Below are 21,774 nucleotides of genomic sequence, written 5' to 3' on the forward strand. Positions count from 1 at the left end.
CGTCACCCTTGCCGTGGCGTCCTTGATAGCTCAATTTAGCGGCATCGTCCCGGAAGACTCCAGACTTCATGTCATCGACCTCGTTCAAGCAGTCCATGCGGCGCCTGTGGGCGCTGGATAAATTCAGCTACAGCGTTCGGGTATTCATCGCCCTCACCGGCAGCATGGCGCTGTGCTGGTACCAGGATGAAATGACATTGCTGATCCCGCTGTTCCTGGGGATTATCGCCAGCGCCCTGTCCGAGACCGATGACAGTTGGCAGGGCCGCCTCAATGCCCTGGCGGTGACGCTGGTATGTTTCAGCATCGCCGCGCTGTCGGTGGAGCTGCTGTTCCCCTACCCCTGGATCTTTGCCATCGCCCTGGCCCTGGCCAGTTTTTGCCTGACCATGCTGGGCGCCTTGGGCGAACGCTATGGCGCGATTGCCTCGGCGACATTGATTTTGTCGGTCTACACCATGATCGGTGTGGACCAGCGCGGCGGTGCCGTCACTGATTTCTGGCATGAGCCATTGCTGCTGGTGGCCGGCGCCGCCTGGTACGGTGCGTTGTCGGTGCTGTGGCAGGTGCTGTTTTCCAACCAGCCGGTGCAGCAGAGCCTGGCGCGGTTGTTCCGCGAACTGGGGCGCTACCTCAAGCTCAAGTCGTCGCTGTTCGAGCCGATCCGCCAATTGGATGTGGAGGCACGCCGCCTGGAACTGGCCCAGCAAAACGGCCGGGTGGTGGCGGCGTTGAACGCGGCGAAGGAAATCATCCTGCACCGCGTGGGCAATGGCCGACCGGGCTCGAAGGTCAGCCGCTACCTCAAGCTGTACTTCCTGGCCCAGGACATCCACGAACGCGCCAGTTCATCCCACTACCCTTACAACGCGCTGGCCGAGGCGTTCTTCCACAGCGATGTGCTGTTCCGCTGTCAGCGCCTGTTGCGCCAGCAAGGCAAGGCTTGCCAGGCCCTGGCCGAGTCCATCCAACTGCGCCAGCCGTTCATCTATGACGACAGCTTCGCCGAGGCCCTCAGTGATCTGAACGCCTCCCTGGAACACCTGCGCATCCAGAGCAACCCGGCCTGGCGTGGCCTGCTGCGTTCGCTGCGCGCCTTGGCGGCCAACCTGTCGACCCTCGACCGCCTGCTGGGCGATGCCAGCAACCCCGACGCCCTGGCAGACGCCACCGACAGCAACCTGCTGGACCGCGCCCCGCGCAACCTCAAGGAAATGTGGACGCGCCTGCGCACCCAGCTCACGCCGACGTCGCTGCTGTTCCGCCATGCCTTGCGCCTGTCCCTGGCGTTGACCATCGGCTACGGCACCTTGCATGCCATCCACGCCTCTCAGGGCTACTGGATCATCCTCACCACCCTGTTCGTCTGCCAGCCCAACTACGGCGCCACGCGGCGCAAGCTCGGCCAGCGCATCATCGGCACCGCCATCGGCCTCACCGTGGCCTGGGCGCTGTTCGACCTGTTCCCCAGCCCGCTGGTGCAGTCGATGTTCGCCATCGCCGCCGGCCTGGTGTTCTTTATCAACCGCACCACCCGCTACACCCTGGCCACGGCGGCGATCACCCTGATGGTGCTGTTCTGCTTCAACCAGGTGGGCGATGGTTACGGGCTGTTCCTGCCGCGCTTGCTCGATACCTTGCTCGGCAGCCTGATCGCGGGCCTGGCGGTGTTCCTGTTCCTGCCCGACTGGCAAGGCCGTCGCCTGAACAAGGTGCTGGCCAACACCCTGACCTGCAACAGCATCTATCTGCGCCAGATCATGCAGCAATACGCCGCCGGCAAGCGCGACGACCTCGCCTACCGCCTGGCCCGGCGCAACGCGCACAACGCCGATGCGGCGCTGTCGACCACCTTGGCCAATATGCTCATGGAACCGGGGCACTTCCGTAAGGAGGCCGATGTGGGTTTCCGCTTCCTGGTGTTGTCGCACACCCTGCTCAGCTATCTGTCCGGCTTGGGCGCGCACCGCGACACCCAATTGCCGGCCGAAGTACGCGAACAGTTGATCGATGGCGCAGGCCAGACGCTGGCAGCGAGCATCGATGAAATCGCCACCGGGCTGGCGAACAAACAGCCGATTGCGATCCAGAGCGATGCCGAGGAAGCCCTGGCCGCGGACCTGGAGCAGATGCCGGACGAGATCGATGAAGGGCAACGCCTGGTGCAGACGCAGTTGGCGTTGATTTGTCGGCAATTGGGGCCGTTGAGAACGCTGGCGGCGCATCTGATCAAGGACACCAGCGCGGCTTAAATCGCTATCGCGGGCAAGCCCTGATGCCAGTCAGTTAAGGAGGAACACTGTCACTGTGGCGAGCGGGCTTGCCACAGGTTACTGTTTGCTCGTTATATCTCTTAGCTGACTGGCCCCGCTCCCACAGCTCCAAATGTAGGAGCGGGCTTGCTCGCGAAGCGGCCCCACAGACGCTACATGCCATGAGCCTTCATCAATCGCGCGTAACTGCCATCGGCCTTCATTTCAGCGATCTCGCGGTCAAAGCCCGCCACAATCCGCGCGTGCTCGGGGTGCTTCAGGCTCACCAGGATATGCAGGCTGTTTTCACTCAACGGCTTGGGTAAAAACTCCACCGCATTGCGCACCCGGGCCGACTCACGGGCCAGGTAATAACGAGCCACGTATTCATCCTCCACCGTCAGCCGCACCCGCTGTGCCGCAAGCATGCGCACGGCCATGGCGAAGCTATGCACCGGGACTTTCTGCAACTGCACATCCCTATCGAACGCCGCCGAATAGGCATAGCCACGCACGACCGCGATGGGGTAGTTGTGCAATTGTTCGAGGTTCTGGTACTCGATGGGATCGTCGCGGCGCTTGATAAAACGCACGCGGTTGAGCAGGTACTCGCCGGAAAACTGCCCCAGCTGTGTGCGGGCATCGTCATACCAGGCGTTGATCAGTACGTCATAACGCCCATCGCCCACCCCCATCAGCGCACGGGCCCAAGGCACCTGTTCGAAATCACTGGCATAGCCCGCGCGCGCCAGGGCCGTGGTAACAATGTCAGTGGCCAGCCCGCCATTGATCAGGGTGGCATCGGTAAAGGGTGGCCAGACATCCGCCACCAGGCGCAGACGCTGTGCGAGCGCAGGCGTCGCCAGCAGCAACACTCCAATCAAAGCAACGGCACGAGAAAATCGCGGCATGCTCAAAATCCTTGGCGGCAGGCGGTGGCCTTAGCTCAGGCAAGGCCTGAGGGGGTAACAGTAGCTCAGATTACACAAAGAAACGGACGGCGAATGCACTCAATGATGGCAAATTGATTTCATTCACAAAAATAGTTGATTTAGACAGAGTTGCCCACCGCGCTTACTATCCAGGGTAGGCATTTACCTGAGAACACACACCATGACAGTCGATTGGGTCTGCAAACATCACACCGATCTGGGCAAGGAGCAGCTGTACGCCATCCTGCGCTTGCGCAGCGAAGTCTTCGTCGTGGAGCAGAAGTGCGTCTATCAGGACATCGACGGGCAGGACCTGGCGGGCGACACCCACCACCTGATGGCTTGGAAAGACGATGAACTGGTGGCCTATCTGCGCCTGCTGGACCCGGAAACCCAGGGTGGCGACGTGGTGATCGGCCGAGTGGTCATCGCCCCCTCGGCACGCGGTACCGGCCTGGGCCACGAGATGATGACGCAAACCCTCAAGCAGATCGAAGCGATCTGGCCTGAGACGCCGATCTTCCTCTCAGCCCAGGCGCATTTGCAGGGCTATTACGGGAAACATGGGTTTGTGGTGACGGGTGAGGCATACCTTGAGGATGATATTCCTCACATAGGTATGCGGCGGGCTTGAGGGCCTCATCGCCGGCAAGCTTCAGGGGTACCCCAACACCTGCTTAATCGACGCGAGATTGGCCTCGATCCAGCGCCGATCAATCGCGCCCCACTCACGGATCCGATAGTGCCCGGCATGGTTACGGGCGCCGTCCTGCTGCTCGAACTCACACACGATATCCAGATCCGCCAGCGCCGCAATCGTATCCTGCGCCGTGCGACGGGGCATGCCGGTGGCGTCGGTCAGCGCAGGGACACTGCTGACCAGCCCGCTGTCGATCAGGTAGGCCACGTACAGGCGGCGGTAGAAACTGCTTTTGGTCTTGCTCACATCCATGGTCGATTGCCTTGTGCGGTCAGGGTTTGCCCTGCAGGTCGCGATACGTGAGGTACACCCGCAGGTCGAATTCCACCTGGTGGTAGCCCGGCATCATGTAGTCGCAAAGTTTATAGAATGCCTTGTTGTGGTCCGATTCCTTGAAGTGCGCCAGTTCGTGTACCACGATCATGCGCAGAAATTGCGGCGCCGCCTCCTTGAACAGCGCGGCGATACGGATCTCTTTCTTGGATTTGAGGTTGCCACCCTGCACCCGTGAAATCGTGGTGTGCAAGCCCAGGGCGCGGTGGGTCAGGTCCAGGCGATTATCAAACAACACCTTGTCGATGGCCGGCGCATTGCGCAGGTGCTCCTGCTTCAAGGCCAGGGCGTAGGCATACAACGCCTTGTCGCTCTGCACGGTGTGGCGTTCGGGGTAACGGTGCTCCAGGTAGCTGCCCAACTGGTCCTTGGCGATCAGCTGGCGGACTTGCTCCTGGAGGGCTGCGGGATAGGCCTGGAGGTATTTCAGTGCGGTCATTGAAGTCTGCAACGGGGTTCGGGTGGGCGTCAGTGTAGCGAAGTTCAACGCACGCGCGCGCGCGACCAGTCGACCACTTCCTCGGCCATCAACGGTTGCGCCGCCAACGGGCCCTGGATAAACGAGCAACCCTGGGCCTTGAGCCAGTGGGCTTGCTCCTGTGTTTCCACACCCTCGGCCACCACCAGCACCTCAAAATGCTTGCACAGCTCGATGATGCTGCGCGCCATCGCTGCGTCCCGTGCCGAGCCCGGCAGCCGCGCGACCAGTTGCGGGTCGAGCTTGAGGGTATCGAACGCCAGGTCACGCAAATGCGCCAGGGAACACTGCCCCGCGCCAAAGTCATCCAGAGCGATACGCACCCCAATGCCGCGCAGCAACTGGAGCTGCTTGGTAGCCTCTTCGAGGTTGGTCATCAGGCATTTCTCGCCGATTTCCACCTCCAATTGGTGCCCCTGCAACCCATGTCGCTCCAGTACCTGCTGTAACTGGTGGGCCAGGTTGGGCATATTGAATTGGCTGCTGCTCAGGCTCACGCTCAGCACCAGCTCATCATCGAAAGTGGTTTGCCACGCCTGGCGCTGGGCGGCGACCTGATGGTAGATCCAGGCGCTCAGTTGGCTGATCAGCCGCGCCTCCTCCAGCAATGGCAGAAACAGCCCCGGTGGCACATCGCCGACGCTGGGGTGCTGCCAGCGCAACAACGCCTCTACCCCACGCAGGCGCCCGTCCGCCAGCGAAACCTGGGGCTGGTACACCAGGGTGAAATCCTTGTTTTGAATCGCCGTGCGCACGCTGTCTTCCAGCATCAACCGCGAGCGTGCCCTCCCGTTCATTTCCTGGTCGAAATAACGGTACTGCTGACGCCCAGCCCGTTTGGCTTCGTACATCGCAATGTCGGCCGCACGCAGCAAACCATTCAAATCCGCGCCACAATCCGGAAAGGTGGCAATGCCAATACTGACGCCGAGCATCACGTCCAAACCGTCGACTTGCTGACACACAGACACCCGTTCGATCAGTTTTTCCGAAATTTTCGCCGCCTGCTCCGGGAACTCCAGTTCCAACAGCGCGGTGAACTCATCCCCGCCCATGCGCCCAATGATGTCGTAGGAGCGCAGGCACCCCTGCAACTGCTCCGAGACCCAGCGCAGCACGCGGTCGCCGGCATCGTGCCCCAGGGAATCATTAACCCGCTTGAAGCCGTCGAGGTCCAGGTACAGCAACACCAGCGACTGCTCGACGCGCTCGCTGCGCAAGAGCATGTTTTCCACCGCCTGGTAGAAACCGCGTCGGTTCAGCAACCCGGTCAGCGGGTCGGTCACGGCCTGGAACTCCAACTGCTGGTGCAGGTGACGCACTTCGGACATGTCCAGCACCGTCACCACCATGGCCTTCTGCTCGGCCGGCAACGGCGCGCAAGACAACGCTACCGGCACTTGCTGACCACGGCCGGTGCGCAGGATCGCGTCATGCAGGCGCCAGGTTTCGCCATTGAGGTAACCGGCATGCATCTGCGAACCCAGCCAGCCGGGCACGTGGGGCTTTTGTAAAAAGCTCAGGAAGGGCTGCCCCTGCAACTCATCCAGGGTGGCGTTCAGCAGCCGCGAGATCGCCGGGTTGGCGTATTGGATCACGCCCTCTTCGCTCACCACCAGAATGCCCTCGGCGGCGTTATCCAGCACCGAGGCATTGAAGGCGCGGGCGGATTCCAGGTCATGGCTCAGCCGCTGCAACGCCCGGCGGTTGCGCTGGTGCTCCAGCAAGGCCTGAACCTTGGGCTTGAGGATATGCGGGTCGAAGGGTTTGAACAGGTAATCGATAGCGCCGCTGGCATAGCCTTCCAAGACAGCGGCGGGCGACTGGGCATTGGCGCTCAAAAAAATGATCGGGGTCATGCGCGTGCGCTGGCTGCCGCGCATCAGGCGGGCGACTTCGAAGCCGTCCATGCCGGGCATCATCACATCCAGCAGTACCAGGTCGACCTCATGCTGCAGCAGCAACTCCAGCGCTTCCACGCCAGACGCAGCGGTTACCACCTGCCAGTCATCACGTTGCAAGAGTGCACACATGCTGATCAGGTTTTCAGGGTAGTCATCGACCACCAGCAGAACCGAACTGCCATCGCCATGATGTGGAGCGCATTCCATGCTGGATCTCTTCCTTAGGTCTACTCCGGCCACTTCTGAGAGAAAACCCGGACAAACATCGAGGTCTCACTCTAGCCCTGGATGTTCAAAATCAGAAGTCACGTGGATGCCATCATTGCGCCAAAGTTCAGTCAGCCGACTAACGGTCAAGCGCTACAGCCCACTACCCACGCGATATATGGCTTTTTGACACTCCCTTGGCGCCAATAAATTGCCAGCAACTGTTTAACAACTGCCCGCCCACCGCCTATAAAGAACCTGTGAGGCCTGCGGGCCAAAGCCATCACCCCCCTGTATAAGGCCTATGCCATGATCGACCTCTCTACCTGGAACCTCAGCATTCCGGTCGGCTCGCCCCCCGCGACCATTGATACCCCGAAACTGATGAGCGGCTTCAACGATCAGTATTTCCAGGCCGAAGGCAGCAACGTGCAATTCTGGACCCCCGTCACCGGCACCCGTACCGAAAACGCCATCTACCCGCGCAGCGAACTGCGTGAAACCTACGCCGACGGCCGCCTGCGCAACTGGACCTACCCCGAAGCCGACAATTTTCTGCGCGCCACCCTGACGGTCAACCAGGTACCGTCCACCGGCAAGATCGTCATAGGCCAGATCCATGCCTATGACAGCCAGAAACCGCTGATCAAACTCGAGTATCAATTCAAGGAAAAGACCCAGACCGGCAACATCGTCGCCAAGGTGCGCATGCGCCCGGATGAAGACACCAGTCGCGTGATCATCGTCGCCTCCAATGTGCCGTTGGAGAAAAGCTTCACCTACGTGATCAACCTCAACAAAGCCGGGCTGCTCAGCGTGTACGCCGCCGACAGCGAATGGAACGAACGCATTGGCGCCGCGTGGGGCGACAAGCCGCTGTATTTCAAGGCAGGTACCTATGTGCAGGACAACAGTGGCGATACCAAGGAAGGCGCCAAGGTAACGTTTTCCAAGTTGGATATTGATCACGAGTGATTGCGCGACTTCAAGCAGGCATCATCCAAGGGGGTCGCAGATCATTCTGTTGATCAGCCAGACCCTTTAGGGTTTAGGGAGCCAAGCATGGTATTTGCCGGGCTCCTCGTATCTTAGTAGTGCGAACCCCGTATGCCTGCTGCACGCAAACAGCTAGTGCTTAATTCACGCCATTAGTTGACAACGAACCCATCCTGCCGGACCGAGACATCCAGATAAAGCGCGGCCTTAATTTAAAAACGCGCCATCCCACCTATAGCCATACACACCAAAAGCAATGACAAAAAAATATAAAAAACTGTCATATCTCACAGGTATGAAAAAGCCGAAGAACAACTAACATCAGCCATGAAACACTCAGTTTCTTAACTGTTCATTTCAAGGAGAAAAAAATGACAGCCATCACTATCCAAAACCCAGTGATAACTACGCCCGGTGTCTCCTTTACCCTGAAGGGCAAAGGAGACCCTGACAGAAAATTTATTGTTTGTGTCAGCGGCACAGGCCAGATGCTGGGCCAAGGTCAAATTGATGCTCAAGGAAACTTTAGTATTCTCATTGAGCCCGGATCTACTAATGAATACGATATCGTTTTACGCTACCTCGAGGAAGACGGGTCTGTAGGCGACAATAGAGACTGGTCAAGGGCCTTTAAAAACCCTATAAAACCTTAGAACATTACATACATCACTTTCACGTAGTCAAAACCTTTAACACCATACAACCCGTTTCACGGCGGGCTGTATGGTGACGCATATCTGTTTATCCAATTATATAACGCGCCATTCAAGTCCCATTTATTTTATTAAAGCTTCCAAGCCACACACCGGATGGAAAGTGTGTTTGCCGAGATCGATCAGCGCGGACTCACTCATGATAATGGCCTCCGAAAACAAAACACCCTGTGAGAGCGTAGCCCTTACAGGGTGTTGGGGTGACCATCTCATTAGCCCGCATCACTGCGGGCTTCTTTTCAAACGCCTGGGACTCAATTCACCTTAGCGTTCAACTCACCTTTCAAATACCGCTGGTACATCGCTTCCAACGAGATCGGTTTGATCTTCGAAGCATTACCGGCAGTACCAAACGCTTCATAACGTGCGATACACACGTCACGCATCGCGGTCACGGTGGCACCGAAGAATTTACGCGGGTCGAATTCGCTCGGGTTGGTGGCCATCAGGCGACGCATGGCACCGGTGGAGGCCAGGCGCAGGTCGGTGTCGATGTTGACCTTGCGCACGCCGTACTTGATGCCTTCGACGATTTCTTCAACCGGGACGCCGTAGGTTTCTTTGATGTCGCCGCCGTACTGGTTGATGATCGCCAACCACTCCTGCGGGACCGAGGAAGAGCCGTGCATCACCAGGTGGGTGTTAGGGATGCGCTTGTGGATTTCCTTGATGCGGTCGATGGCCAGCACGTCGCCGGTAGGCGGCTTGGTGAACTTGTAGGCGCCGTGGCTGGTGCCGATGGCGATGGCCAAGGCGTCGACCTGGGTCTTCTTGACGAAGTCCGCGGCTTCTTCCGGGTCGGTCAGCATCTGGCTGTGATCCAGCACGCCTTCGGCGCCGATGCCGTCTTCTTCGCCGGCCATGCCGGTTTCCAGGGAACCCAGGCAGCCCAGCTCGCCTTCAACCGAGACGCCGCAGGCATGAGCCATGGCCACGGTTTGTTGGGTCACGCGTACGTTGTACTCGTAGTCGGTCGGGGTCTTGCCGTCTTCGCCGAGCGAGCCGTCCATCATCACCGAGCTGAAGCCCAGTTGGATGGAGCGCTGGCACACATCGGGGCTGGTACCGTGATCCTGGTGCATGCACACCGGGATGTGCGGGAATTCTTCGATCGCAGCGAGGATCAGATGACGCAGGAACGGGGCACCGGCGTATTTGCGCGCACCGGCCGAAGCCTGGACGATCACAGGGGAGTCGGTCTTGTCAGCGGCTTCCATGATGGCGCGCATCTGCTCAAGGTTGTTGACGTTAAAGGCTGGGACGCCGTAGCCGAACTCGGCTGCGTGGTCCAGCATTTGACGCATGCTGATAAGTGCCATTGTGTTGTCTCTCCCGGTCGAGGGTCGTTAATCGTGCAAGCCTGCCGTAGCGGCGGCTGCTATTCAAGTTATTGCAGGTCAGGCTTTGCATGCCTGGCCTGCTGAATCGTTATTGCCGTTTTCGGTTCACGACTTATGTCACTTTGGAACCGAAACTACTGTGGGAGCTGGTTTGCTTGCGAAAGCGGTGTATCAGCTAACACATGCACTACAGACCCACCGCATTCGCGAGCAAGCCCGCTCCCACATTTGGATCTCATCACATTCGAGATCTTATTGGGTTTTACAGCCACGCCCGATCAAATCATCCGTGGCCACCCAGTAAACCAGGCCTTCCTCACCTTTTGTGTGAAACGCCAATTGGTCGTTGCTGTACAGCACGCCCGAAGCCGCCACGTCCTGCTTGAGGCGGTAAACCTGGTCGGAACCACCGAGGCGTACATCCACCTCAGTGCGAGCCGGGTTGGCGAAGCGCCAGTTGACCTCGGCCTTGCTGTCGCAGGTCCAGGTGGTCCACTTGTCGGCAGGCTCTGCCTTGTTGAACATGTTCATGCTGCTGCAACCGGCCAGTAGGGCCAGGGCTGCCAGGGCGAAAACGCCTTTCATTGCCAATCCTCGAACGACGGCCCAGGGGCCGTCACTGCTGTCGGTTAGTTGATCAGACCCGTCAAGGGCAACCCTGTTCCTGACCGTTGGGCGCGGAGTCGTATTTCTCCAACCGTTCGTTGCCGATGCGCTTGTTGATCACCGGCATGGTCTCGGCTTGCCAGTCAGCCTGGTAGCAGCTCTTTTCTTGCACTGGCGCAGGCTTGCCCGCCTCCGGCACCGCGCTTGGCGTGCTACCGCAGCCGGCAAACAGCCCCGTTGCGATCACCAGTGCCAACGACTTGATCATGGGAAAGCTCCTTTTCCTGATCACGCGCCTTAACCTTTGGCTCGGGTTTCCAGCACTTCAACGGCAGGCAGGACTTTGCCTTCAACGAATTCAAGGAATGCGCCGCCACCGGTAGAAATGTAGGAGATCTGGTCGGCAACACCATATTTATCGATGGCCGCCAGGGTGTCACCGCCGCCGGCGATGGAGAATGCCGAGCTTTGCGCGATAGCCTTGGCCAGCACTTTGGTGCCATTGCCGAACTGGTCGAACTCGAACACACCCACCGGGCCGTTCCACAGGATGGTCTTGGACGCCTTGAGCAGCTCAGCGAAGTTGGCCGCGGTTTGTGGGCCGATATCCAGGATCATGTCGTCGTCGGCCACGTCAGCGATGAGCTTGACGGTGGCTTCAGCACTTTCGGCGAACTCCTTGGCGACCACCACGTCCACCGGCAACGGCACGCTGACCTTGGCGGCGATGGCGCGTGCGGTGTCGAGCAGGTCCGGCTCGTACAGAGACTTGCCCACCGGGTGACCGGCTGCCGCCAGGAAGGTGTTGGCGATACCGCCGCCGACGATCAACTGGTTGCAGATCTGGCTCAGGCTGTTGAGCACGTCCAGCTTGGTGGACACCTTGGAGCCAGCAACGATGGCGGCCATGGGTTGCGCCGGAGCACGCAGGGCCTTGCCCAGCGCATCCAGTTCAGCAGCCAGCAATGGGCCTGCAGCCGCAACTTTGGCAAACTTGGCCACGCCGTGGGTCGAGCCTTCGGCGCGGTGAGCCGTACCGAAAGCGTCCATCACGAACACGTCGCACAGGGCCGCGTATTGCTGGGCCAGTTCGTCGCTGTTCTTTTTCTCGCCTTTGTTGAAGCGTACGTTTTCGAACAGCACGATGTCGCCGGCCTTCACGTCCACGCCGCCCAGGTAGTCGGCCACCAATGGCACGTCGCGCCCCAGGGCCTTGCTCAGATAGTCGGCCACAGGCTTGAGGCTGTTCTCTGCCGAGAACTCACCTTCGGTCGGACGACCCAGGTGGGAGCAGACCATCACGGCCGCGCCTTTTTCCAGGGCCAGCTTGATGGTCGGCAGCGAGGCCAGGATTCGCGCATCGCTGGTGACAACACCGTCCTTGACTGGGACGTTGAGGTCTTCGCGGATCAGTACGCGCTTACCTTGCAGATCGAGGTCGGTCATCTTCAACACGGTCATGGGTCGCAGTTCCTGAGTTACTGTTGAGGTTGTTTAGAAGCGATGTGCAGATAGTGTTCTGCCACGTCGAGCATGCGATTGGCAAAGCCCCACTCGTTGTCGAACCAGGCCAGGATGTTCACCAGCCTCGGGCCGGAAACGCGGGTCTGGCTGGCATCGACAATCGCCGAATGCGGATCATGGTTGAAATCACAACTGGCGTGGGGCAATTCGGTGTAGGCCAGCAAGCCTTTGAGCGGACCGCTGGTGGCGGCGTCGCGCAGAATCCGGTTGACCTCCACGGCATCGGTGTCGCTGACGGTTTGCATGGTGATGTCCAGGCAGGACACGTTCACCGTTGGTACTCGTACGGCTTTGGCCTGAATTCGTCCGGCAAGTTCCGGCAGCAGGCGTTCGATACCACGAGCCAGGCCGGTGGACACCGGGATCACTGACTGAAACGCCGAACGCGTACGGCGCAGGTCTTCGTGGTGGTAGGCGTCGATCACCGGCTGGTCGTTCATGGCCGAGTGGATGGTGGTGATCGACACGTAATCCAGGCCGATCGCCTGATCCAGCAGGCGCAACAGCGGCACACTGCAGTTGGTGGTGCAGGAGGCGTTGGACACCAGCCGCTCGTCACCGGTCAGACAATCCTGGTTGATGCCGTAGACAATGGTAGCGTCGACATCCGCCTCACTGGCCATCGGCTGGGAAAACAGCACACGCGGCGCGCCGGCGTCGAGAAACCGCTGGCCATCGGCACGGGTGTTATAGGCACCGGAGCATTCCAACACCAGGTCGACGCCCAGCGCCGCCCAGTCGATACCCTCGGGGGTGGCACTGCGCAGGACTTTCACGCAGTCGCCCTTGATATGCAGACAATCGCCCTCGACCCGCACTTCGCCGGGGAAGCGGCCATGGGTGGAGTCGAAGCGTGTCAGGTATTCGATGCTGGCCATGTCGGCCAGATCGTTGATCGCCACTATTTCAAACCCGGCCGCCGCCCCTCGCTCGAACAGAGCACGCAAGACGCAACGACCAATGCGGCCGTAGCCGTTGAGTGCAACTTTGTAGGGACGCGGTTGGGGCATGGGGTTCTCGATCAAGGTTAGTTCGGTGTTGAATGCTCTGACGCCATCGCGGGCAAGCCCGCTCCCACAATAGACCGAGATCCAAATGTGGGAGCGGGCTTGCCCGCGATAGCGCCAGTCCAGACAACGCAGACTGACTTAGTCTTCCAGCAGCTCTTCAGCCTGACCCAGGATGTTGTCCAGGGTGAAACCGAACTCTTCGAACAAGGCTGGCGCGGGCGCCGACTCACCGTAGGTGGTCATGCCGATCACGCGGCCTTCCAGGCCCACGTACTTGTACCAGTAGTCGGCGTGCGCCGCTTCGATGGCGATACGCGCACTGACCTGCAACGGCAATACCGATTGCTTGTAGTCGGCGTCCTGGGCTTCGAACACGCTGGTACACGGCATGGACACAACGCGCACGTTGCGGCCCTGGGCAGTCAGCTTGTCGTACGCCTGAACGGTCAGGCCCACTTCGGAACCGGTGGAGATCAGGATCAGCTCCGGCTCGCCAATGCAGTCCTTGAGCACATAGCCGCCGCGGCTGATGTCGGCGATCTGCGCGTCGGTACGCACCTGGTGTTGCAGGTTCTGACGCGAGAAGATCAGCGCCGAAGGACCGTCCTTGCGCTCGATCGCGTGCTTCCAGGCCACGGCGGATTCGACCGCATCGGCTGGACGCCAGCAATCCAGGTTCGGCGTGGTACGCAGGCTGGTCAGTTGCTCGACCGGCTGGTGCGTCGGGCCGTCTTCGCCCAGGCCGATGGAGTCGTGGGTGTACACATGGATCACACGCTTCTTCATCAGCGCGGCCATACGTACGGCGTTGCGCGCGTATTCCATGAACATCAGGAAGGTCGCGCCGTAAGGCACCAGGCCGCCGTGCAGGGACACGCCGTTCATGATGGCGCTCATGCCGAACTCGCGCACGCCGTAGTACATGTAGTTGCCGCTGGCGTCTTCGGCCGAGACACCTTTGCAACCTTTCCACAGGGTCAGGTTGGAACCGGCCAGGTCGGCCGAACCGCCGAGGAACTCAGGCAGCAGCGGGCCAAAGGCGTTCAGGGTGTTCTGGCTGGCTTTACGGCTGGCGATGGTCTCGCCCTTGGCCGCGACTTCGGCGATGTAAGCCGAGGCTTTTTCCGAGAAGTCGGCAGGCAGGTCACCAGCGAGGCGACGTACCAGCTCGTTGGCAAGCTCCGGGAATTCGGCGGAGTAGGCAGCGAAACGCTGGTCCCACTCGGCTTCGGTGGCCAGGCCTTTTTCCTTGGCATCCCATTCGGCATAGATGTCGGCCGGGATGTCGAACGGGCCGTGGTTCCACTTCAGCGCTTCGCGGGTCAGGGCGATTTCCGCGTCACCCAGCGGGGCACCGTGGCAGTCTTCTTTGCCTTGCTTGTTCGGCGAGCCGAAACCGATGGTGGTCTTGCAGCAGATCAGGGTCGGCTGCGCGCTCTTGCGGGCGGTGTCGATGGCGATCTTGATCTCTTCCGGATCGTGGCCGTCGACATTGCGGATCACCTGCCAGTTGTAGGCCTCAAAACGCTTGGGGGTGTCATCGGTGAACCAGCCTTCGACTTCGCCGTCGATGGAGATGCCGTTGTCATCGTAGAAGGCGATCAGCTTGCCCAGGCCCAGGGTGCCGGCCAGGGAAGCGACTTCGTGGGAAATACCTTCCATCATGCAGCCATCACCCAGGAACACGTAGGTATGGTGGTCGACGATGTCGTGGCCAGGACGGTTGAACTGCGCGCCCAGGACTTTTTCTGCCAGCGCGAAACCAACGGCGTTGGCCAGGCCTTGGCCCAGGGGACCGGTGGTGGTCTCGACGCCTGGGGTGTAGCCGAACTCCGGATGGCCCGGGGTGCGGCTGTGCAGCTGGCGGAAGCTCTTGAGGTCATCGATGGTGACGTCGTAACCGGTCAGGTGCAGCAGCGAGTAGATCAGCATCGAGCCGTGGCCGTTGGACAGCACGAAGCGGTCACGGTCGGCAAACGACGGGTTGCCCGGGTTGTGTTTCAGGTAGTCACGCCAAAGTACCTCGGCGATATCCGCCATGCCCATCGGGGCACCGGGATGGCCGCTGTTGGCTTTTTGCACGGCATCCATGCTGAGGGCACGAATGGCGTTGGCACGCTCACGACGGCTGGGCATCGCTGTTCTCCTGCGGATATTGAATCGAGAATGAATAAAAGAAACGGAAAAAAGGACCGGCATTTTCCCTCAGCCACCGCCTGCGGGCAATGACAGATAGTCACTTGTGGGCGTTTTTCCAACGGTTGGCGCGGCATTCCCATGCAGAAACCGGCCAGGGGTTCGACTAAAGGTTATAGCGGCGGCTTATAACCGCCACTTATCGTTCAATATCAAAACTTTTTGATATTGACCTTGCGGGGATCTCCCCCCGTCACTAGACTGCTGGCCTTATGAATCTTCCCATGCCCTCCCTGCGTCCCGAAGACGGCGATGAACTGGCAGCCTTGTGCAAGGCCGCTGGCGACCCGTTGCGTCTGAACGTATTGCGCGTGCTGGCCAACGATTCCTTCGGCGTACTGGAACTGGCGCAGATCTTTGCCATCGGCCAGTCAGGCATGAGCCACCACTTGAAGGTGCTGTCCCAGGCCGATCTGGTCGCCACGCGCCGGGAAGGCAATGCCATTTTCTACCGCCGCGCCCTGCCCCACACCGAGCTGCTCGGCGGCAAGTTGCACGCCGCCCTGCTCGAAGAAGTGGACAACCTGAGCCTGCCCACCGACGTGCAGGCGCGCATCGGCCAGGTGCACGGGCAACGCGCAGCCGCGAGCCAGGATTTTTTCGCACGGGTGGCCGAGAAGTTTCGCGCCCAGCAGGACCTGATCGCCGGTTTGCCTCAATACCGCGACAGCGTACTGGCGCTGCTCGACAAACTGAGCTTCAGTCATTCAGCGACGGCATTGGAAGTCGGGCCCGGCGATGGCGGCTTCCTGCCGGACCTGGCGCGCCGTTTTCAGCACGTGACGGCGCTGGACAACAGCCCGGCGATGCTCGAACTGGCATGCCAGCTCTGCGAGCGCGAAGCGCTGGGCAATGTGCGCTTGCAGTTGGCTGACGCGCTGACCAGCACAACGATCAAGGCCGACTGCGTGGTGCTGAACATGGTCCTGCACCATTTCGCCGCGCCCGCCGACGCCCTCAAGCAAATGGCCGGGTTGCTGCACCCCGGCGGTAGCCTGCTGGTTACGGATTTATGCAGCCACAACCAGAATTGGGCCAGGGAGGCCTGCGGTGATCTCTGGTTGGGTTTTGAACAGGACGATCTGGCCCGTTGGGCCACCGCTGCGGGGCTCGTTCCCGGGGAAAGCCTCTATGTAGGCTTACGTAATGGTTTCCAGATCCAGGTCCGCCATTTTCAGCGGCCGGCTGGCGACACTCACCATCGGTAAATATCAGGAAAACATCGAGATGAGCGAATACTCCCTTTTCACCTCCGAGTCCGTGTCTGAAGGGCATCCGGACAAAATCGCCGACCAGATTTCTGATGCGGTGCTGGACGCCATCATTGCTGAAGACAAGTTCGCCCGCGTGGCGTGCGAGACCCTGGTGAAAACCGGTGTAGCGATCATCGCCGGCGAAGTGACCACCACTGCCTGGGTTGACCTGGAGCAGATCGTCCGTGATGTGATCACCGACATCGGCTACAACAGCTCCGACGTCGGCTTCGACGGCGCCACCTGCGGCGTGATGAACATCATCGGCAAGCAGTCCCCCGACATCAACCAGGGGGTCGACCGTGCCAAGCCGGAAGACCAGGGCGCCGGCGACCAGGGCCTGATGTTCGGCTACGCCAGCAACGAAACCGACGTGCTGATGCCGGCGCCGATCACCTTCTCGCACCAGTTGGTGCAACGCCAGGCTGAAGCGCGTAAATCCGGCCTGCTGCCGTGGCTGCGCCCGGACGCCAAGTCCCAGGTGACCTGCCGTTATGAAGGCGGCAAGGTCGTCGGCATCGACGCGGTCGTCCTGTCGACCCAGCACAACCCGGATGTTTCCTACGCAGACCTGCGTGAAGGCGTGATGGAGCTGATCGTCAAGCACGTACTGCCCGCCGAACTGCTGAGCAAGGACACCCAGTTCCACATCAACCCGACCGGCCAGTTCATTATTGGCGGCCCGGTAGGCGACTGCGGCCTCACCGGTCGCAAGATCATCGTCGACAGCTACGGCGGCATGGCCCGTCACGGCGGTGGCGCGTTCTCCGGCAAGGATCCTTCCAAGGTCGACCGTTCCGCGGCTTACGCCGGTCGTTACGTGGCCAAGAACATCGTGGCGGCCGGCCTGGCCGAGCGCTGCGAAATTCAGGTGTCCTACGCCATCGGTGTGGCCCAGCCTACGTCGATCTCGCTGAATACCTTCGGCACCGGCAAGATCAGCGATGACAAGATCGTCAAACTGGTGCGCGAGATCTTCGACCTGCGCCCTTACGCGATCACCACCATGCTCGACCTGCTGCACCCGATGTACCAGGACACCGCAGCCTACGGCCACTTCGGTCGTACCCCCGCGCAGAAGACCGTGGGTGATGACACCTTCACCACCTTCACCTGGGAAAAAACCGACCGCGCCAACGACCTGCGTACCGCCGCCGGCCTGTAGGCAAGCGCAAATCGACAAAGGTTGCAACAAACTCGCCCAGGCGCGCGCCGAGGCCAATAGGCCTGATGCCGTGAACACCCTGGGCGGCCTGTTCAAATAACCAGAAACACCCAGTAAAAAGCCCCGCGCCGTCGGGGCTTTTTTATGCACGAGGGGATCATTTAGGCTGGGCGCCCTTTCCGAGCAAGGATGCTCATGATGCGTTTACTGATAGCTCTTTTACTCAGCGCGTTACCCTTCCTGGCCTGGGCCGAAACCTGCCCCGATGCAGCCCGGACACAGGTGGATGCCCTGGCCGAGCAGATCCGCCGATGGGATGACAGCTACCATCGGCTCGGCCAATCTCCCGTCAATGATGAACTCTACGACCAGGCCCGACAGCGCCTGGCCCACTGGCGCAGCTGCTTCCCCCAGCCCACCGCGGCGCCTGACAACCCGCTGGCCAGCTCACGGGGTACCCTGCCTCATCCCGTCGCCCATACCGGCCTGGAGAAACTTCTGGATGAACAGGCCGTCGGCGCCTGGCTGGGCACTCGCCAGGCGGTCTGGATTCAACCCAAGGTGGACGGCGTGGCGGTGTCCCTGGTGTACCGCAAAGGCCAGTTGGCGCAGGTGATCAGCCGCGGCGATGGCCTGCTCGGCCAGGACTGGTCAGCCTCTGCGCGCAAGATCCCCGGTATTGTCCAGCGACTGCCAGCCCCCCTGGACCTGGTGTTGCAAGGCGAGCTCTATTGGCGCCTCGATGACCATGTGCAAGCGGCGCGCGGCGGGCTCAATGCACGCAGCAAGGTGGCCGGGCTGATGAATCGCCGGCAGTTGAGCGCCACCGATGCCGCCGGTATCGGCCTGTTTGTCTGGGCCTGGCCCGAAGGCCCCGACTCGTTCTCCGAGCGCCTGGCCACCCTGGCTCACTGGGGGTTCACCGACAGCCAGCACTACAGCCAGCCCATCCAGAACATTGCCGAGGCCGCGCATTGGCGCACCTATTGGTACAACCACCCACTGCCCTTCGCCAGTGATGGGGTGGTGCTGCACCAGGCGCAGCGTGCTCCCGCCGGACGCTGGCAAACCAATACGCCTTACTGGGCAGTCGCCTGGAAGTACCCGGCCACCAAGGCCCTGGCATGGGTGCGGGACGTGCGGTTCAACATCGGCCGCACCGGGCGCATCACGCCCCTCCTGGAGTTGGAGCCCGTGCGCCTGGATGATCGAAGGATCAGCCGGGTGAGCGTTGGCTCGCTGAAACGTTGGCAAGCCCTGGATATCCGCCCCGGCGACCAGGTTTCCATCAGCCTCGCAGGCCAGGTCATCCCTCGCCTGGACCAAGTCATCCTGCGCAGCAGCACACGCGCCGATCTGCCAGTGCCCGACCCGCGAAACTTTCATGCCCTGAGCTGCTGGCAACTGGACCCCGGTTGCGAAGAACAATTGCTCGCGCGCCTCACCTGGCTGAGCGGCAACCAGGGCCTGGGCTTACCCCATATGGGCCGCGAGACATGGAACGGATTGATCCAGGCCGGTCTAATCACAGGCTTTCTCGATTGGTTGACCCTGGATGCGGCAGAGCTTGCTAACATTGACGGCTTCGGTGATCGCAGCCGTGCGCGGGTGCTCGAGAGCATTCGCAGCGCCCGGCAACGACCTTTTGCACAATGGCTCAAGGCGCTGGGCGTACCGCCTGCGGCACGCAACAACCTGCAAGGCAACTGGCACGCGCTGGTTGCCAAAGACACCCAAGCCTGGCTGGCCGAAGATGGCATCGGCCCGGGGCGCGCAGCGCAACTGAGCGCTTTTTTTCGCGCCCCGCAGGTACAGGCACTGGCTGAAACATTACGCGTGGCCGGGATCGACGGGTTTTGAACCCGACCCGACCACCTTCGAAACGACGGCAGAATTCATCCTGCCGCCGAACTGGTACTTTGGAGTCACACATGAAATTCTTAGCCCCCCTTGCCCTGCTGACCGCCGCAAGCTGCATGGCCATGCCGCTGCTGGCCACCGAAGCGGCGCCACCACTCACCGGCTGCGCCGCCAAGCGCCAAGCCATCAGCACCCAGATCGAACAAGCCAAGGCCCATGGCGACAGCGCCCAACAAGCCGGCCTGGAAAACGCCCTGAACGAAGTCACCACCCATTGCACCGACGCCTCGTTGAAGAAAGAGCGGGAAAACAAGGTGCTCGACGCCAAGCACGACGTCAGCCGTCGTCAGGCCGACCTCGACAAGGCGATGAAAAAGGGTGATGCCGACAAGATCAACAAGCGTAAAGACAAGCTCGCTGAGTCGCGCAAAGCGCTGCAGGACGCCGTGGAAGAACTCGACCAGTAAAACCGGTCAGTGGTCGCGAAACTGTTTATGACAGGCACTGCAGGCATCTTCGACTTTCTGCACCGCAGGCCCCAGGTTAGCCGCCTTGTAGGGCTGTATCTGGCTGGCAATCACCAATGCACCGGTGGCCGCCTCCAGATCGCGCGCCAGTTGCTGGAACTGTGCCTGTTTTTTCCACACGTCATCCTTGGCGCTAGTGTGATCCTCTTCGCGCACGCTCGGGAAGTGCTTCCACGGCTCATGGGACAACGCATCGAGCCTGGTCGCGCCTTCGGCGAATTTCGCGCCGTCGAACGGAATACGCCCTCGCAACATGCCGCCCAGGTCTTCGCTGGTCTTGAGCATCTGCTTGAAGATCGCCTTGCGCTGGCCCAGGGGCGAGTTCGGATCGACGCCGCCGCAGGCGGACAGTGTCAGGCAGGCCAGCAATACAACGGTTAATCGTTTAAAGGTCATGGTGGCTTCGAGGTCACGGGAAACGGCGGCCAGTATCCTCGCCCCGCCCCCAAACACCAATAGCCCTATTAATAACAAGGGTTGCCCAAAGGCGTACAAACGCAGGCAATCACTTCAGGAATGATGTGTATGAATATCCGCTTGAAACCTTGGAACCGCCGCCTGGCGTGGGCTCTGCCGATGATCGCGCTGCTGGCCGGCTGCGACGCGGGCAAGGAAACCGGCAAAGATGAAACCGTAAAACCTCACGCCGTTGCCACCTATGTGAGCGCACCGTGGGACGCGTTGCCGGCTGTGTCCGACAGCGACCTGCTGGCCGGTTTTGAATCCTGGCGCAGCGCCTGTCAACGCCTCAAGGCCGACCCGATCTGGGGCACGACCTGCGCGGCGGCCGCCACGGTGCCGGGCGATGCCGTGGCGATACGCGGTTTTCTCAAGGAGCGCCTGGATGTGTTTGGCCTGCGTTCGGCCGACAACACACCAAACGGTCTGATCACCGGTTACTACGAACCGGTATACCCCGGCAGCCTGACCCAGACCGCCAGCGCTCATGTGCCGGTGTATGGCGTGCCGGATGACCTGATCATCGTCAACCTGGAAAGCATCTACCCCGAACTCAAGGGCAAACGCCTGCGCGGTCGCCTGGAAGGTCGCGTACTCAAGCCGTATGACGATGCCAGCACCATCAACGACCAGGGCTCCAGCGCCAAGCCGATTGCCTGGCTGACAGACCCGATGGACCTGCAATTCCTGCAGATCCAGGGCTCGGGCCGGATTCAACTGCCGGGCGGGCGCCAACTGCGCGTTGGCTATGGCGACCAGAACGGCTACCCCTATCGTCCTATTGGCCGTTGGCTGGTGGAACAAGGCGAGTTGAAGAAAGAAGAAGTGACCATGGGCGCCATCAGCGCCTGGGCCAAGGCGCACCCGCAGCGTATTCCGCAATTGCTGGCCAGCAACCCCAGCTACGTGTTTTTCAGTGCGCGTCCCGACAGCAACGAAGGCCCGCGTGGCTCGCTGAACGTGCCATTAACCGCTGGCTACAGCGTGGCGGTGGACCGCAAGGTAATCCCGCTGGGCAGCCTGCTATGGCTGTCGACCACCAAGCCCGACGGCACGCCACTGGCACGTCCCGTCGCAGCGCAGGATACGGGCGGTGCCATCACCGGCGAAGTGCGCGCGGATCTGTTCTGGGGCACCGGCGCCGCAGCGGGTGAGCTGGCGGGGAATATGAAACAACAGGGGCAAATCTGGATGCTGTGGCCTAAAGGCGTTGCGCTGCCTCAGGTACCGGATGCCCCTGTGGGAACCTGACAGTCGCCCAAGATCAAATGTGAAGACGTGTTGTCGTGAGCGGGCTGGCCCCGCTCACGACACACTGG

The 21,774-nt window shown here is 60.8% G+C and carries 20 protein-coding genes; 9 read left to right on the forward strand and 11 right to left on the reverse strand.

The genetic code is table 11. The annotated features are described in order from the left end of the window. Window positions 1-68 precede the first annotated feature (68 nt). Window positions 69-2,252, forward strand: a complete 2,184-nt coding sequence (gene yccS, locus AB4O05_RS02550) for a YccS family putative transporter (protein ID WP_460133370.1) — start codon at window positions 69-71, stop codon at window positions 2,250-2,252. A gap of 173 nt (window positions 2,253-2,425) precedes the next feature. Here yccS and AB4O05_RS02555 read toward each other — a convergent pair whose 3' ends face one another. Then, window positions 2,426-3,163 carry a substrate-binding periplasmic protein gene (locus AB4O05_RS02555; protein WP_460133367.1) on the reverse strand — a complete coding sequence of 246 codons (738 nt, stop codon included), beginning with the start codon at window positions 3,161-3,163 and terminating at the stop codon, window positions 2,426-2,428. A 202-nt stretch (window positions 3,164-3,365) separates the two neighbouring features. Here AB4O05_RS02555 and AB4O05_RS02560 point away from each other — a divergent pair, with 202 nt between their 5' ends. Beyond that, on the forward strand, window positions 3,366-3,818 hold the full coding sequence (locus AB4O05_RS02560) for a GNAT family N-acetyltransferase (protein WP_460133365.1): 453 nt from the start codon (window positions 3,366-3,368) through the stop codon (window positions 3,816-3,818). Between the two features lie 21 nt (window positions 3,819-3,839). On the opposite strand, the gene AB4O05_RS02565 is transcribed toward AB4O05_RS02560, so the two are convergent. The 3 genes from AB4O05_RS02565 to AB4O05_RS02575 are packed head-to-tail and all read right to left on the reverse strand — an operon-like array spanning window position 3,840 to window position 6,806. Continuing rightward, on the reverse strand, window positions 3,840-4,136 hold the full coding sequence (locus tag AB4O05_RS02565) for a winged helix-turn-helix domain-containing protein (protein ID WP_460133363.1): 297 nt from the start codon (window positions 4,134-4,136) through the stop codon (window positions 3,840-3,842). A 19-nt stretch (window positions 4,137-4,155) separates the two neighbouring features. Next, window positions 4,156-4,656 (reverse strand): M48 metallopeptidase family protein, encoded by a 501-nt coding sequence (locus tag AB4O05_RS02570; protein ID WP_460133360.1) that lies wholly within the window; start codon window positions 4,654-4,656, stop codon window positions 4,156-4,158. Window positions 4,657-4,700: 44 nt separating this feature from the next. After that, window positions 4,701-6,806: a putative bifunctional diguanylate cyclase/phosphodiesterase gene (locus AB4O05_RS02575; RefSeq protein WP_460133357.1), complete on the reverse strand. Its 2,106-nt coding sequence runs from the start codon at window positions 6,804-6,806 to the stop codon at window positions 4,701-4,703. A gap of 309 nt (window positions 6,807-7,115) precedes the next feature. Between AB4O05_RS02575 and AB4O05_RS02580 the strand changes: the two genes are divergently transcribed. Together AB4O05_RS02580 and AB4O05_RS02585 are read left to right on the forward strand one after the other, a co-directional pair. Further along, complete coding sequence (locus AB4O05_RS02580; protein ID WP_460133355.1) at window positions 7,116-7,781, forward strand: polysaccharide lyase family 7 protein; 666 nt, start codon at window positions 7,116-7,118, stop codon at window positions 7,779-7,781. A 392-nt stretch (window positions 7,782-8,173) separates the two neighbouring features. Beyond that, window positions 8,174-8,455 carry a hypothetical protein gene (locus AB4O05_RS02585; RefSeq protein WP_460133354.1) on the forward strand — a complete coding sequence of 94 codons (282 nt, stop codon included), beginning with the start codon at window positions 8,174-8,176 and terminating at the stop codon, window positions 8,453-8,455. A 314-nt stretch (window positions 8,456-8,769) separates the two neighbouring features. Here the strand turns inward: AB4O05_RS02585 and fba are convergent, their stop codons facing one another. The 6 genes from fba to tkt all read right to left on the reverse strand — a co-directional run bounded on the left by fba (window position 8,770) and on the right by tkt (window position 15,131). Next, window positions 8,770-9,834 carry a class II fructose-bisphosphate aldolase gene (gene fba / locus AB4O05_RS02590; protein ID WP_003177554.1) on the reverse strand — a complete coding sequence of 355 codons (1,065 nt, stop codon included), beginning with the start codon at window positions 9,832-9,834 and terminating at the stop codon, window positions 8,770-8,772. 273 nt (window positions 9,835-10,107) lie between these two features. Continuing rightward, window positions 10,108-10,440, reverse strand: a complete 333-nt coding sequence (locus tag AB4O05_RS02595) for an MliC family protein (RefSeq protein WP_460133352.1) — start codon at window positions 10,438-10,440, stop codon at window positions 10,108-10,110. A 61-nt stretch (window positions 10,441-10,501) separates the two neighbouring features. After that, entirely contained in the window at window positions 10,502-10,729 is a 228-nt protein-coding gene (locus AB4O05_RS02600) for a hypothetical protein (protein WP_460133350.1), read from the reverse strand. 29 nt (window positions 10,730-10,758) lie between these two features. After that, window positions 10,759-11,922 carry a phosphoglycerate kinase gene (locus AB4O05_RS02605; RefSeq protein WP_460133349.1) on the reverse strand — a complete coding sequence of 388 codons (1,164 nt, stop codon included), beginning with the start codon at window positions 11,920-11,922 and terminating at the stop codon, window positions 10,759-10,761. A 17-nt stretch (window positions 11,923-11,939) separates the two neighbouring features. Continuing rightward, entirely contained in the window at window positions 11,940-12,995 is a 1,056-nt protein-coding gene (gene epd / locus AB4O05_RS02610) for an erythrose-4-phosphate dehydrogenase (protein ID WP_460133347.1), read from the reverse strand. A 138-nt stretch (window positions 12,996-13,133) separates the two neighbouring features. Then, window positions 13,134-15,131: a transketolase gene (gene tkt / locus AB4O05_RS02615; RefSeq protein WP_460133345.1), complete on the reverse strand. Its 1,998-nt coding sequence runs from the start codon at window positions 15,129-15,131 to the stop codon at window positions 13,134-13,136. A gap of 272 nt (window positions 15,132-15,403) precedes the next feature. Here tkt and AB4O05_RS02620 point away from each other — a divergent pair, with 272 nt between their 5' ends. The 4 genes from AB4O05_RS02620 to AB4O05_RS02635 all read left to right on the forward strand — a co-directional run bounded on the left by AB4O05_RS02620 (window position 15,404) and on the right by AB4O05_RS02635 (window position 19,936). Then, the gene (locus tag AB4O05_RS02620; RefSeq protein ID WP_460133343.1) at window positions 15,404-16,399 is read left to right on the forward strand and encodes an ArsR/SmtB family transcription factor; all 996 of its coding nucleotides are present in this window, start codon (window positions 15,404-15,406) and stop codon (window positions 16,397-16,399) included. 19 nt (window positions 16,400-16,418) lie between these two features. Beyond that, window positions 16,419-17,609: a methionine adenosyltransferase gene (metK, locus tag AB4O05_RS02625; RefSeq protein WP_460133342.1), complete on the forward strand. Its 1,191-nt coding sequence runs from the start codon at window positions 16,419-16,421 to the stop codon at window positions 17,607-17,609. A gap of 195 nt (window positions 17,610-17,804) precedes the next feature. Then, on the forward strand, window positions 17,805-19,469 hold the full coding sequence (gene ligB, locus AB4O05_RS02630; RefSeq protein WP_460164832.1) for an NAD-dependent DNA ligase LigB: 1,665 nt from the start codon (window positions 17,805-17,807) through the stop codon (window positions 19,467-19,469). 71 nt (window positions 19,470-19,540) lie between these two features. Further along, window positions 19,541-19,936: a DUF1090 domain-containing protein gene (locus tag AB4O05_RS02635; RefSeq protein WP_460133340.1), complete on the forward strand. Its 396-nt coding sequence runs from the start codon at window positions 19,541-19,543 to the stop codon at window positions 19,934-19,936. A gap of 6 nt (window positions 19,937-19,942) precedes the next feature. Here AB4O05_RS02635 and AB4O05_RS02640 read toward each other — a convergent pair whose 3' ends face one another. Continuing rightward, a complete protein-coding gene (locus AB4O05_RS02640) occupies window positions 19,943-20,392 on the reverse strand; it encodes a c-type cytochrome (protein WP_460133338.1) in 450 nt (149 codons plus the stop codon). Window positions 20,393-20,521: 129 nt separating this feature from the next. On the opposite strand from AB4O05_RS02640, the gene mltA reads away from it, so the two are divergent. Continuing rightward, window positions 20,522-21,706: a murein transglycosylase A gene (gene mltA / locus AB4O05_RS02645; RefSeq protein WP_460133336.1), complete on the forward strand. Its 1,185-nt coding sequence runs from the start codon at window positions 20,522-20,524 to the stop codon at window positions 21,704-21,706. Window positions 21,707-21,774: the final 68 nt, after the last annotated feature.

The organism is Pseudomonas sp. S1_G07 (assembly GCF_054668565.1).

What these genes read in the sequence shown, in the direction of transcription:
- AB4O05_RS02595 (WP_460133352.1), bottom strand. Translation starts at nt 10,440, where the DNA reads ATGAAAGGCGTTTTCGCCCTGGCAGCCCTGGCCCTACTGGCCGGTTGC.
- ligB (WP_460164832.1), top strand. Translation starts at nt 17,805, where the DNA reads ATGATGCGTTTACTGATAGCTCTTTTACTCAGCGCGTTACCCTTCCTG.
- AB4O05_RS02555 (WP_460133367.1), bottom strand. Translation starts at nt 3,163, where the DNA reads ATGCCGCGATTTTCTCGTGCCGTTGCTTTGATTGGAGTGTTGCTGCTG.
- AB4O05_RS02640 (WP_460133338.1), bottom strand. Translation starts at nt 20,392, where the DNA reads ATGACCTTTAAACGATTAACCGTTGTATTGCTGGCCTGCCTGACACTG.
- AB4O05_RS02575 (WP_460133357.1), bottom strand. Translation starts at nt 6,806, where the DNA reads ATGGAATGCGCTCCACATCATGGCGATGGCAGTTCGGTTCTGCTGGTG.
- AB4O05_RS02565 (WP_460133363.1), bottom strand. Translation starts at nt 4,136, where the DNA reads ATGGATGTGAGCAAGACCAAAAGCAGTTTCTACCGCCGCCTGTACGTG.
- tkt (WP_460133345.1), bottom strand. Translation starts at nt 15,131, where the DNA reads ATGCCCAGCCGTCGTGAGCGTGCCAACGCCATTCGTGCCCTCAGCATG.
- AB4O05_RS02570 (WP_460133360.1), bottom strand. Translation starts at nt 4,656, where the DNA reads ATGACCGCACTGAAATACCTCCAGGCCTATCCCGCAGCCCTCCAGGAG.
- AB4O05_RS02620 (WP_460133343.1), top strand. Translation starts at nt 15,404, where the DNA reads ATGAATCTTCCCATGCCCTCCCTGCGTCCCGAAGACGGCGATGAACTG.
- mltA (WP_460133336.1), top strand. Translation starts at nt 20,522, where the DNA reads ATGAATATCCGCTTGAAACCTTGGAACCGCCGCCTGGCGTGGGCTCTG.
- fba (WP_003177554.1), bottom strand. Translation starts at nt 9,834, where the DNA reads ATGGCACTTATCAGCATGCGTCAAATGCTGGACCACGCAGCCGAGTTC.
- epd (WP_460133347.1), bottom strand. Translation starts at nt 12,995, where the DNA reads ATGCCCCAACCGCGTCCCTACAAAGTTGCACTCAACGGCTACGGCCGC.
- AB4O05_RS02560 (WP_460133365.1), top strand. Translation starts at nt 3,366, where the DNA reads ATGACAGTCGATTGGGTCTGCAAACATCACACCGATCTGGGCAAGGAG.
- AB4O05_RS02600 (WP_460133350.1), bottom strand. Translation starts at nt 10,729, where the DNA reads ATGATCAAGTCGTTGGCACTGGTGATCGCAACGGGGCTGTTTGCCGGC.
- metK (WP_460133342.1), top strand. Translation starts at nt 16,419, where the DNA reads ATGAGCGAATACTCCCTTTTCACCTCCGAGTCCGTGTCTGAAGGGCAT.
- AB4O05_RS02605 (WP_460133349.1), bottom strand. Translation starts at nt 11,922, where the DNA reads ATGACCGTGTTGAAGATGACCGACCTCGATCTGCAAGGTAAGCGCGTA.
- AB4O05_RS02585 (WP_460133354.1), top strand. Translation starts at nt 8,174, where the DNA reads ATGACAGCCATCACTATCCAAAACCCAGTGATAACTACGCCCGGTGTC.
- AB4O05_RS02580 (WP_460133355.1), top strand. Translation starts at nt 7,116, where the DNA reads ATGATCGACCTCTCTACCTGGAACCTCAGCATTCCGGTCGGCTCGCCC.
- AB4O05_RS02635 (WP_460133340.1), top strand. Translation starts at nt 19,541, where the DNA reads ATGAAATTCTTAGCCCCCCTTGCCCTGCTGACCGCCGCAAGCTGCATG.
- yccS (WP_460133370.1), top strand. Translation starts at nt 69, where the DNA reads ATGTCATCGACCTCGTTCAAGCAGTCCATGCGGCGCCTGTGGGCGCTG.